General features: G+C 51.2%; 9 protein-coding genes. All 9 read left to right on the top strand.

The window, feature by feature from the left end:
- Positions 1-149: 149 nt before the first annotated feature.
- The 9 genes from ABEW34_RS13080 to ABEW34_RS13040 all read left to right on the top strand — a co-directional run bounded on the left by ABEW34_RS13080 (position 150) and on the right by ABEW34_RS13040 (position 12,537).
- Positions 150-929 carry an SDR family NAD(P)-dependent oxidoreductase gene (locus ABEW34_RS13080; RefSeq protein ID WP_430159282.1) on the top strand — a complete coding sequence of 260 codons (780 nt, stop codon included), beginning with the start codon at positions 150-152 and terminating at the stop codon, positions 927-929.
- A gap of 23 nt (positions 930-952) precedes the next feature.
- Positions 953-2,050 carry a mandelate racemase/muconate lactonizing enzyme family protein gene (locus ABEW34_RS13075; protein ID WP_430159279.1) on the top strand — a complete coding sequence of 366 codons (1,098 nt, stop codon included), beginning with the start codon at positions 953-955 and terminating at the stop codon, positions 2,048-2,050.
- A gap of 17 nt (positions 2,051-2,067) precedes the next feature.
- Positions 2,068-2,841 carry an SDR family NAD(P)-dependent oxidoreductase gene (locus tag ABEW34_RS13070; protein WP_430159276.1) on the top strand — a complete coding sequence of 258 codons (774 nt, stop codon included), beginning with the start codon at positions 2,068-2,070 and terminating at the stop codon, positions 2,839-2,841.
- Positions 2,842-2,882: 41 nt separating this feature from the next.
- On the top strand, positions 2,883-3,800 hold the full coding sequence (locus ABEW34_RS13065; RefSeq protein WP_430159273.1) for a fumarylacetoacetate hydrolase family protein: 918 nt from the start codon (positions 2,883-2,885) through the stop codon (positions 3,798-3,800).
- A gap of 52 nt (positions 3,801-3,852) precedes the next feature.
- Positions 3,853-6,177: a glycoside hydrolase family 95 protein gene (locus ABEW34_RS13060; RefSeq protein WP_430159271.1), complete on the top strand. Its 2,325-nt coding sequence runs from the start codon at positions 3,853-3,855 to the stop codon at positions 6,175-6,177.
- Between the two features lie 171 nt (positions 6,178-6,348).
- A complete protein-coding gene (locus ABEW34_RS13055) occupies positions 6,349-8,649 on the top strand; it encodes a helix-turn-helix domain-containing protein (RefSeq protein WP_430159269.1) in 2,301 nt (766 codons plus the stop codon).
- A gap of 33 nt (positions 8,650-8,682) precedes the next feature.
- Positions 8,683-10,332 (top strand): extracellular solute-binding protein, encoded by a 1,650-nt coding sequence (locus ABEW34_RS13050; protein ID WP_430159266.1) that lies wholly within the window; start codon positions 8,683-8,685, stop codon positions 10,330-10,332.
- Between the two features lie 327 nt (positions 10,333-10,659).
- A complete protein-coding gene (locus ABEW34_RS13045; protein ID WP_430159263.1) occupies positions 10,660-11,595 on the top strand; it encodes an ABC transporter permease in 936 nt (311 codons plus the stop codon).
- 18 nt (positions 11,596-11,613) lie between these two features.
- On the top strand, positions 11,614-12,537 hold the full coding sequence (locus ABEW34_RS13040) for a carbohydrate ABC transporter permease (RefSeq protein WP_430159260.1): 924 nt from the start codon (positions 11,614-11,616) through the stop codon (positions 12,535-12,537).
- Positions 12,538-12,593: the final 56 nt, after the last annotated feature.

Below are 12,593 nucleotides of genomic sequence, written 5' to 3'. Positions count from 1 at the left end.
CAAATACGAATAGCTACATCAATGATACAATAACTGCAATGTTAAGCCAAGTTCTGTTGGTAGTTGTGTGGATTTATTAACAACAGAAAAAAACAGAAGCGACTAGGTTCTGAGCTTCAATAGATGATCCCGTCCAAGGAGGTAAGCTATTGCGATTTAATGAGAAGGTCGTGCTGGTCACGGGCGCTGGATCTGGTATCGGCGAGGCATGCGCAGCGATGTTCGCAGCCGAAGGGGCGTGCGTTGTTATAGCGGATTTGAATGCTTCGGAGGCGCATCGAGTGGCGGATGGACTGCTCCAAAAACATGAATTTTTGAAAGGGCTTCCAAAAATTTTGGCGCTTCAGGCCGATGTCTCGCAGGAGGAGTCTGCCACTTCGCTTATGGCGGCAACGCTGCAAGCGTTTGGACGGCTGGATGTGCTCATCAATAGCGCTGCCATCATCTGTCCGAAGCCCATCGAGGACATCGACGAACAGGCTTTCGACCGGCTGTATGCCGTTAATGTGAAGGGCGTCTTTCTGATGATCAAGCACGCCATCCCACATTTGCACAGCACGAAAGGGAATATTGTCAATCTGGCATCGTTGAACGGCCTAGTCGGTCAGCGGAACAATGCTGTATACGCCGCTTCCAAGGGGGCTGTTATTGCGATGACCAAATCGCTGGCCCTTGATTTTGCACCAAGCGGCGTCAGAATTAACTGCGTCTGTCCAGCGGGCGTAATGACGCCGCTGCTGGAAGAATGGGTGCAGCAGCAGGCCGATCCTGGAGCTGCGAAGCGTACTTTGGACGAGATGCACCCGCTTGGACGTCCGGCCAGTTCTGCTGAGATTGCGCAGGCGGTGCTCTATTTGGCGTCGGGGCAGGCTTCTTTCATTACGGGTGTAGCGCTTCCGGTCGAAGGCGGCGCATCGCTAGGCTACTAACTTACAGGGCAGGAGACGTGAAGATGAAAATTACAAAAGTAGAAACCTTCGTACTGCATGTTCCAATTGATCCGCCGATTACTGATGCGATTAACGTGGCTACGCACTGGGGGTTGGCTGGCGTTCGGATTTATACAGATGAGGGTTATGTTGGTTATGGCTATACGGGCACTTGTGCGCATGGAGACGATATGATTGTCGATACGATTGAGCGTTATTACGCCCCTGAGCTGATCGGCAAGGACCCTTTTATGGTGAAGGAAATATGGGATATGCTGCGTTATGGAAAAATGCACTGGATTGGCCGCGCGGGTATTGCCCATATGGCGCTTGCGGCGGTAGATATTGCGCTTTGGGATATTATGGCGAAAGCCTCGAACAAGCCGCTGTGGCAGTATCTTGGCGGACATAAGTCAACGGGAATTAAAGCCTATAACACGAACGGCGGCTGGCTAAACTGGCCATTGGAGCGTTTGCTGAAGGATGTAACAGACATTGTAGAGCAGGGGTTCACAGGGGTGAAAATTAAAGTGGGCAAGGCTGATCCGCATGAGGATTACGAGCGGGTGAAGGCGGTTCGTCAGGCTATTGGCGACAAAACTATTTTTATGATCGATGTGAACCAGCAATGGAACATCAATACGGCGATGACGTGGGGGAAAAAGCTGGAGCAATTCGACCTGTTTTGGCTGGAGGAGCCGCTTAACCCCGACGATATTATCGGTCACCGGAAGCTGGCCGATGCGCTCAATGTGCCGATCGCACTTGGCGAGCATGTTTATTCCAAATATGCGTTCCGCGATTATATCCATCAGGGGGCGATAGAATATTGCCAGGTCGATGTGACCCGTGTCGCGGGTATTACGGAATGGCAGCAGGTGGCGGGGCTTGCTGCAGCCTATGATATCCCGATTTGTCCGCATGTGGGAGATATGGGACAAATCCATCAGCACTTGGTCGCAGCGACAGCTGGAGCGATGATGCTGGAGTACATTCCGTGGATTAGAACGATTTTTGTAGAACCGGCTACCGTCAAAAATGGGTTTTATGTACTGCCGGAGCTGCCGGGAGCTTCGACCGAGATTATTCCTCGTTATTTTGATCAATATCGTATCAGATAACGGAAAGGGGCAAAGCGATGAGACTGCATGGCAAAATAGCGCTCCTGACAGGAGCAGGCTCCGGCATCGGAAAAACGACGGCAGAGCGGTTTGCGAAAGAAGGGGCTGCGGTTATCGTAAATGACATTGACGAAGCAAAGGGATTGGAGACCGCCAAAGCCATTCAAGCTGCTGGAGGAGAGGCATTGTTTCTGCACGCTGACGTGACGGATGCGGACTCTGTGCGCTCCATGGTTGAGAAAGCGATAGCAGCGTATGGCGCCATCGATATTTTGTTCAATAACGCGGGCATTAGCGGGGTAGGGGCTATCCATGAAATTGAACCTGAGGATTGGGACCGTGTGGTTCGGGTCAATCTGCGAGGGGTGTTCCTGCCCTCCAAATACGTGCTTCCTTATATGATGGAACGCCGAAGCGGCAATATCATTCATATGTCCTCTTGCATTGCGGAGATGGGCCTCGCACGAAGAGCTTCCTATTCGGCAACCAAAGGGGCGGTGCTGTCGCTCGCCAAATCTATGCAGGTCGATTATGCCAAATACAATATTCGGGTGAACGCTGTGCTGCCTGGAACGATTATGACGCCGTTTGTCGAGCAATATTTGAAAAGCTCGTACGAGGACCCGGATGCGGCAATTGCAGCCATCAAGCAAAGACAGCTTGGCGGTCAATTGGGGAAGCCGGAGGATGTAGCGAGTGCGGTGCTATTTCTTGCCTCCGACGAGTCTTCCTTCATGATGGGCTCTCCGCTGTATATTGATGGAGGCGTCGTCTTCGGCAAGGATGCATAATCGATGCGATAACCATTTTGTGATAAAGGCGGTTGGATGAAATGAAGCTGGTAACGATTGATACGGCCGGAGTGTATCGTCTCGGTCTTAAGGTGAGCGACGGCATATTGGATATTCAGGCGGCACAGCGATGGCTGCCTGAACCTGCTATTCCTTTCGATGTCATGGAGGTAATTGCGGGCGGCGCTCAGGCGCTTGAGCTGCTAGAAGCATACGCTGTGCGCGTTATGAAAGCGGCAGAGCAGGCAGGTGAGGCGTGTGGAAAGCTTATTCTAGCTGAGGACGAGGTGAATTGGGGGCCTTGTGTCACTCGCCCGGGCAAAATCATCTGCGTCGGTCTGAACTACAGACAGCATGCAGTGGAGACAAATGCGCGGGTTCCAGACTACCCGATTCTATTCAACAAGTTTAATAACACGCTTACGGGTCATGGCCGGGATATTGCGTTGCCAGAGCGGGTAACTACGCAGGTTGATTATGAGGCGGAGCTTGTTATCGTCATAGGCAAGACGGCGAAATATGTCAGCGTGGAAGAGGCGCTGCGGCATGTGTTTGGCTATTGCTGTGTCAATGATTTGTCGGCACGCGACCTTCAAATGCGGACGCCGCAGTGGCTGCTCGGCAAAAGCTGTGATGATTTCAGTCCGCTTGGCCCTTATCTGGTGACAGCCGATGAAATCCCGGACCCCAATGCGCTCGCTATAAAATGCACTGTCAATGGGGAGGTCAGGCAGCATTCCCATACGAGCGATATGATATTTTCCTGCGCCGAAATGGTCAGCTATATTTCCCAGCATATGACGCTGTCGCCGGGCGATATTATTTTGACTGGAACGCCAGAGGGTGTTGTGCTCGGATTGCCAGAGGAGCAGCGGGTTTATTTGCGCCATGGCGATACGGTAACGATTGAAATTGAAGGGTTAGGCAGCTTGACCAACCGATTTGTGAGCGAGATTTAGCATAGTCAGTTCGTAAACGACACATAACGACATTGTTGAAGGATGATGCATAGTGAGTCAAGCGAAGCTTTGGTACAACGGTCCGGGCGAGGACTGGAAGCAGGGTTTGCCGATCGGCAACGGCCGGATTGGCGCCGTTATTTATGGCGGCAGCGAACAGGAGACCTGGTGTATGACGGAGCTGACGTATTGGTCTGGAAAGAAAGAGCGAATAGTCGGAAACGGAGGAGGGAAAGCAGGGCTTCAGCGTATGCGGGAAGCCTTCTACAAAGGCGATTATAAGGAAGGAGACCGGCTCGCCAAGGAGCAGCTGCAGCCGAAGAAGCAAAATTTCGGCACCAACCTTTCCGTTTGCGATATGGTGCTGCGGTTCGGACATCAGAGTGAAGATATCATTCGCGAGCTCGACTTGGAGCAAGCTACGGCAGCGATGTCTTATTCAAGCGAAGGCCAGACGTTCACCCGCGAAGCTTTTGCAACTAATGTAGAAGGCATCGTTGCAGCGCGGTTTGCGGGCGAGCAGGCAGGCAGCGTCAATTTCTCGCTCAGAATTACGGGCCGCTCAGGACAGTTTTCGGCAGTCGCAGCAGGTGATGATTCGATCGCCTTTCGTGGGCAAGCAACGGAGGATATGCATAGCGACGGCACATGCGGTGTATGGTGCGACGGGCTGGTGAAGCTGGTCGTGCAGGGCGGCAGCGTCCAGACAAGGGCGGATAAGCTTGTTGTGACAGGCGCAGACGAAGCCTATCTTTATTTTGCCATGCATACGGATTACGGCCAAGCGGATGAGAACTGGAAAGTACGAAGCGGGGAACAGCTCGCAGCCGCTATCGCCAAAGGCTATGATCAATTGAAAGCCGAGCATGTGGCGGATTACCGCTTGCTGTATGCCCGTGTATCTCTGGACCTCGGAGCATCCGAGGCTGTTGCACTTCCGACGGATGAGCGCATGCGGCGGCTGCGGCAGGAGGGACATGACGATCCGGAGCTTATCTCTTTGTTTTTCCAATATGGCCGTTATTTGACGATAGCCGGATCACGCGCAAATTCGCCGCTGCCGCTGCATTTGCAAGGCATATGGAATGACGGAGAGGCGAACCGGATGGCCTGGAGCTGCGATTACCATTTGGACATTAATACGCAGATGAACTATTATCCGACGGAAATCGCCAATTTGGCAGAATGCCATGTTCCGCTCATGCAATACATTGAGCGGCTGGCGGAAGCGGGGAGACTGGCTGCACAGGATTTCTATGGATGCGAGGGCTGGGTGGCACATGTATTCTCCAATGCTTGGGGCTTCACAGCACCTGGCTGGGAGACGGGCTGGGGGCTTAATGTCACAGGCGGATTATGGATTGCCATGCACCTCAAGGAGCATTATGAATATGGGCTGGATCGCACCTTCTTGACAGAACAGGCTTATCCGGTGATGAAGGAGGCAGCCGCCTTTTTCCTTGATTATATGGCCATCCACCCAGTCAAGGGCTGGCTTGTGACCGGGCCATCCAACTCGCCTGAGAACAGCTTTTATCCCGCGGATCGGGAGCAGGGACCGCAGCAGTTGTCGATGGGCTCGACGATGGATCAGGTGCTGGTGCGGGATTTATTCGACTTTTGTCTGGCTGCGGCGAAATTGCTCGGAACGGATATTGAGCTTCAAGCAAAGCTGGAGCATGCGATTTCCCTACTGCCTCCACTGAAGATTGGCAGCAGAGGGCAGCTGCAGGAATGGCTGGAGGATTATGAGGAGGCGCAGCCCGAGCATCGCCATCTTGCTCATCTGTATGCCCTTTATCCAAGCAGCCGTATCAATCCGCGTGTTACTCCTGAGCTAAGCGCAGCCGCGAGGCAGACGCTGCTCGGTCGTATGACTGATGAGCTGGAGGATATTGAATTTACGGCGGTATTGTTTGCAACCGGCTTTTCCCGCCTGTATGATGGAGACCGTGCATTGTGGCATATTGCCCATCTGATTAGCGAGCTATGCTTTGATAACCTGCTAACCTATTCCAAGGCTGGTGTTGCCGGGGCAGATACGAATATTTTTATTGCTGACGGCAATTACGGCGGTACGGCGGCGGTGGCAGATACGCTGCTGCATAGCCATGCAGGAATCATTCATCTGCTCCCGGCCTTGCCTTCGGCGTGGCGATCAGGCTCCTTCAAGGGCCTGCGTGCGAAAGGCAGCATCGAGGTGGATGCCGTATGGGACAACAATCGGCTTACAGAAGCTACACTATACGCACACGCCCCGGCACAGGTAGTCGTTCGGTTCGGTGAGCTTGCCGTGAAGGTTGAGCTTAAGGCCGATCAGGCTTACAGGCTTGATGCCGAGCTGCAAATATTGGAGCGTATGGCTGTAGAGCGATAAAGCAGCAGCCTGGGTAGTCCATCCTATAAAAGAAAAGACAACTACACTTTAGTATAAAGTAGTTGTCTTTTCGCTTCGTTAGGTTATGATGTAGGTGCGGCCGTTTCAGAGTGGAATGGCCATGCTTTCGCCTTTTATGAAAGCGCTATTATATAGAGGGGTGGGTTGGCTGTGCCCAAATATACGACCATTTTTCGCAAGTTTCTGGTGTCTTATTTAATTATACTGATCATTCCAAGCATAGCGGGTTATGTGTCGTATCGCACTTCGATTTCGGTAACGCAATCCATTTCCATTGAGAATAGCGTGACCCAGCTGCAGCGCAGCCAGGAAATATTGGAGCGAAGAATGGTAGAGGTGGAAGGCTTCACTCGCCAGCTTGCCTTGAATCCCGACCTGAACAAGCTCATGAATGAGCAGAAAAAGGGAGATGAAATTAACGTCTATGGTATCTGGAGCATGGTGAAGCAGGTTACGCCATTTAGCCAGACGAATGATTTTCTGCAAAATTATTTTATATATTTAAAAAATTATGACGTTATATTCACGCAAGGCTCAGCTTACTTCCGTCCGGAGCATTATTACCAAAATTTTCACTACACGGATCTTTCGCTCGATGAATGGAAGGATGAGGTGCTCGGAAAAACGCATAGCAGCGAGATGATGCCGCTCCGTTCGTTTATGAGCAATAAGAAGCAAAGCTCAGTCGTCACCTACATGCAGTCTCTGCCGCTCGACAGCTTCAGCGGCTCTTCGCCAGCTACAGTCGTTGTTATGATCGATGAGGAGCATATTTCCAATCTGCTTGCTGGACTGGAAGACCGCTACGGCGGCTGGGCGCACATTAGTGATGCGCAGGGAAATACGATAGGGGTGCGGGGAATTACGGAAGCAGCGGCAAGACAGCTGTCCACGTCCACCGAACTTGATCAGACGAAGCGCAGCCAATTTTACCATGACGATCTTGTCATAACGATTCAATCCGATACGAGCGGCTGGACTTATCGCGCAGGAGTGCCGCGTCAGGTGCTAATGGAGAATGCAAATCAGATTAAGCATATGACCTGGATGGTAACTGGCATTGCATTAGTGCTTGGGCTGCTGGCGGGGCTATTGCTCGCCTATCGCAACAGTGTGCCAATTAACCGGCTCCTGAGCGTGATGAAGGAGCATTTCGGCAAGGACGGTTTGGCGGAGCGCAATGAATATGATTTTTTGCAGGGCAATATTTCGAAAATGATTACGAGCAATCGGCGATTGGAGCTGGAGCTTGAGCGTCAACTGCCGCTCGTTCGAGACGGCTTTCTCAAGCGCCTGCTGGCAGGCGAATTTCATACGCTGGAGGAAATTGCGGCTGCGGCGGCGCAAGCGGATGTTAGCCTTGTAGGTGGTGAAGGTTACGTAGGCGTTTTGCGAATTAACGGTTATTCTGGCATGGATAGCATCGATATATTAAAGGAGCTTTCCGCGGCAAGGCTGATTATGAAGCAGGCATTGTCCGAAACCGAGAGGAATTTACTGATGACCGAGCTTGGATCAGATCGTTTGGTTATGATCTGGTTGGAGCACGGGGAGCAGACGAGCGGCGCGGATTTCCGTAAAAGGATAAATGAAGCGCTGACAGAGCTCGCACAGACAGCCTACTCTGAATACAAGGTTTCTTTGTCGGCCGCATTTGGAGAATGCTTCCAAACGCTGATGGATGTTAGTCATTCGTACGAGCAGGCCGGACAAACGCTGGAGTATACAGAGCTATCAGGCAAGCAAAGCATACTGTGGTTCAGTGATTCCAGCCGAGAAACGGCGACCTATTATTATCCGCTAGACATGGAGCAGCGGCTGATTAGTACGATTCGTGCAGGAGAGCCGGAGGAAGCTAAGCGGATCGTATCGACGGTGATGGACAAAAATTCGGATCAGCACCAGCTGTCTCCGGAAATGAAGCAGCAGCTTGTCGGCGAGCTGAAGGGAACGCTGCTCAAGCTGCTGGATCAGAAGGCGCTCGTCCAATCGGAGCTGCTTCATACATTGAAAAATCAAATCATTGGCATCCAGGCAGCAGATATGCTGCCGGATATTCAGCAAGAGATCAACGGCATTATCGAAGCGTTGTGCGGTATTATTAACAGCAAGAAAAATAGTGCCCATATTCAGACCGCGGGTGACATCAAACGATTTATTGCCGAAAGTTATAGCGACTCCGAGCTCACCTTATACCGAATCGCCGAGAAGGTTGAACGTCCTGAGAAGTATATTTCTCAGCTATTCAAGGAGGTGACGGATATGAATGTGTCCGATTACCTGGAGATGGTCCGAATCGAGCGCGCTGCTTCTCTGCTAAGGACAGAAGGCTGTACAGTTGATGAAATTGCCTCGCGCGTCGGCTATAACAGCTCGCATTCCTTCCGCAGAGCTTTCAAGCGAGTAATGGGCGTTGCGCCAAGCTCCTACAGGCAGTCCATCCATATCTAGGCGCCCATCAGGCGTGGAGGGAGTGAAGGAGAAATGAAGATGGGCCGAACCGGCAGGGCTGTCCCTGTGCTTAAGCTTGTGCTTGTGCTTGTAGGGCTGTTGCTCCTCTCCTCATGCACCACTAAAGAAAGTAAATCTGTGAGCGGAGATGGAGGCAAGCAGGAGGAAGCGCCGACAGAACTGCATATTTTTGCCTTGCAGGAGCCGGGAATTGAGCTTCAAACAAATGATTTCACTCGTTATCTGGAGCAAAAATTTAACGTGCATTTCAATTGGGAAGTTATTTCACCAGACGGAGCAAGGGAAAAACGGCAAATATCGCTCGCAGGCGGCGACTATCCGGATGCTTATTTTCTGACGGCGTATATCGATCAATTCTCGCAATCCGACCTGCTTAAGTACGGTAAGCAAGGCATTATCCTGCCCTTAAATGAGTTAATCGCGAAATATGCTCCCCATGTACAAGCTGCTATGACGGAGCATTCGGATCTCAAAGCGCTCAGCACAGCTCCGGATGGAAACATTTACGGCCTGCCAGCCTACAGCGAATGCTTCCACTGCTCCTATCCGAACAAAATGTGGGTGAATGAAAAATGGCTCGCGAAGCTGGGGCTCGACGTACCGAAGACAACCGAGGAATTTAAGGAAATGCTGGAGGCGTTCAAAAGCTCAGATCCCAATGGCAATGGAATGGCTGATGAGGTCCCGCTCAGCGGCTCGACCGAGGATTTTGGCGTCCGAATGATTCCGTATTTGATGAACGGTTTTATTTATGATGATGATCGCTATTATTTGCTGCTGGAAGACGGTAAGGTTGAGACGGTTGCGGATAAACCGCGTTGGAAGGATGGGCTAACATATATCAGGTCGCTCTCCGAGGAGGGTCTGATTGATCCGGGAGCTTTTATTCAAAATGCGGAAGCTTTAAAAAGAATTGGCGACAATAGTGGAGCACCTATGCTAGGGGCATCGGCAGGGATGCATCCCGCTATTTTCGCAGGTGAGAGAATGAACGATTATGTACCGATTCCTCCCCTTGCGGGACCCTATGCTTCCTATGCAACCTATCAAGGAGGCGGTATGCAGCCGGGAGCCAAGTTTGTCATTACAAACCGGGCGAGCAAGGAGGCGCAGCGCAAATTAATCGAAATTATCAACTATATGTATACGCCAGAAGGACAAACGACGTCCCAAAATGGTTTGGAAGGTATTGGCTGGCGCAAGCCGCAAGCCGGAGAGCAGGCGCTTGGTGCAGGCGTCAAGCCGTTGTTCACAAGCCTTATTCTGATCAATGAAGCGGAGTCGACCAATTCCGGCTGGAGCGGGATGGCGCATCTATATATGCCTAGGGAGTATCGCGATAGCTGGGTGGTGGGCAGCGATATGTATACGCCTAATGGCTATGAACGCAGGCTCTATGAAGCCACAAGGCTGTATGAAGGACATGAGCCTACAGATATTTTTCCGATCTGGATGTTATGGCTGGACCCGGCGGAGGCGGACGAGGCTGGCATATTGCACACGAATTTAACCAATTATATCGAGCAAAGCACATTGCGCTTCATCACTGGCGATTGGGACTTAGACAAGGATTGGGACAGCTACACAGCAGGTTTGTATGATATGAGGGTTCAGCGATACGTAGAGATCATGCAAAGGGCTTATGATCTTTATAAAAAATAAAACGTGAAAATCGGCTGGTAGCAGAGCCGGTTTTTTTCTTATGTCCATTATTGCCAAATGGGCTGGGATAAAAGGTTAATGCAGACCAAGCGCTCGTTGTCGTACCCAGCTCCACGCACTCTCCCCAGGCTCCTCGCCAAATGTACGTCCCCACGAGCAATTGTCCCCTGGAAAACGGCGTTATTGTACGCTAAACGACGCAAGTGTACCTGTCGCAAGCGGGGCTGAATCCCCTATCATCAAACCTATAGAAAGCGCTATCATTCATCGTCAGACAGCGACTTAGGGGGGATTGTTCTGGAGAAAGAGGTTGTATGGAAGCATCGAATGTTAAACGGTAGTGTCAAGCGAGGAGTGTCAGAGGAAGCACGCAGAAGCTTAAGGAAGCATTGGCAGCTTTATTTGATTGTCATACCTCCGGTGTTGTTTTTCCTTATTTTCAAATACTATCCGATGCTTAATGCGGTGCTGGCGTTCAAGGACTATAACGTCATTAAAGGGATTTGGGGCAGTCCGTGGGTAGGGTTCAAAAACTTTCAGTTGTTTTTTGACAATCCGATGTTCTGGCCGCTCGTCAAAAACACGATTTACGTCAGCGGCTACCTGCTGCTCGCCGGTTTCCCGGTGCCGATCCTGCTGGCGCTCATGCTAAATGAGGTTGGCAGCGGCAGATTCAAGCGGCTCGTCCAGCTCGTTACCTTCGCGCCGTATTTTATTTCGACGGTCGTAATGGTATCAATCATTATGCTGTTTCTGGCTCCGCGTCTGGGCTTTGCCAATGTGGCCCTGAATTTTTTTGGCTTGGACTCCGTCAATTTTCTCGGCGAGGCGAGCATGTTCCGCTCGATCTATGTCTGGTCTGATATTTGGCAGACAGCAGGCTATTCGGCGGTCATTTATTTGGCGGCGCTTGCGGGCATTGATCCAACGTTGTATGAGGCAGCCAAAGTGGATGGCGCTTCGCGCTTTCAAAAGATTGTGCATGTAGACATTCCTGGCCTGCTGCCGACGATTACGATTATTCTCATTCTTAATGTGGGCAGCGTGATGGCGATTGGCTTCGAGAAAATATACCTGCTGCAAAATCCGCTGAATATGGTCAATTCAGAAATTATTGCCACTTATGTGTATCGAATTGGGCTGCTAAATGCCAATTACAGCTTTGCAACCGCAGTTGGCTTGTTTAACTCGCTTATTAATTTGGTGTTATTGGTTACGGTGAATGGACTTGCCAAACGCTTCACGAAATCGAGTATCTGGTAGAAGGAGGGGAGTACGCCTATGGCAGCGACTAAATCAGCAAGGCAGCAAAAGCCGTTCAGGCTGAAAATCAGAGAATCGGCCGGTGACAGGCTATTTCTATTTATCATCTACACGGTACTCTCACTTGTGCTGCTTGCCGTCATTTATCCGCTTATTTATATTTTGAGCAGCTCCATCAGCAGTCCGGCAGCGGTGACTTCCGGCCGTGTCTGGCTTTGGCCCGTCGATATTTCCTTCCGCGGCTTCGCGGTGCTGTTCAACACCCCGCAAATTATGACGGGGTACGGCAATTCATTGTTCTATACGACGGCGGGAACGCTGATCAGCGTGACGCTGACGGTGATGATCGCTTATCCGATGTCACGCAAAAGCTTTTTTGGCCGTGGCGTTATTATGATGCTGATTACGTTCACGATGCTATTCAGTGGCGGTCTCATTCCAACTTATATGGTCGTTAAAGAATTCGGCATGATCGACTCGCGCTGGGCGCTGCTCATTCCAAATGCGATCTGGGTATGGCAGGTGATCATCGCCCGTTCTTTCTTCCAGTCGTCAATTCCCGATGAGCTGATGGAGGCGGCCGAAATAGACGGCTGCAGCGATCTCCGGTTTATGCGCAGCGTCGTTCTCCCACTGTCCAAGCCGATACTTGCCGTGCTGTTCCTGATGTATGGGGTGGGCCAGTGGAACGCTTATTTCGATGCCCTTATCTACTTGAAATCAGCCAATCTATTTCCGCTCCAGCTTGTGCTGCGTAGCATCATCATTATGAACAATACCGCAGGCGTGACGGACGCCCTGAAGCAAGTGGAGCGTCAGCAGCTATCTGAGCTGTTGAAATACTCGCTGATCGTTGTAGCGACGCTGCCAGTGCTTATTATTTATCCGTTCGTACAGAGGTATTTTGTGCAAGGCATGCTTGTCGGCTCGGTCAAGGGCTGATGATAAACGGGAGAATGAAGGGAGGTGAGGTTTAGTATTGAAAGCGCAAGTGTAAA

It is taken from the genome of Paenibacillus algorifonticola (genome assembly GCF_050481745.1).
Taxonomy (GTDB): domain Bacteria; phylum Bacillota; class Bacilli; order Paenibacillales; family Paenibacillaceae; genus Pristimantibacillus; species Pristimantibacillus algorifonticola_A.
Note: the sequence above shows the minus strand (reverse complement) of the source record. Positions and strands in the feature narration are given on the sequence as shown.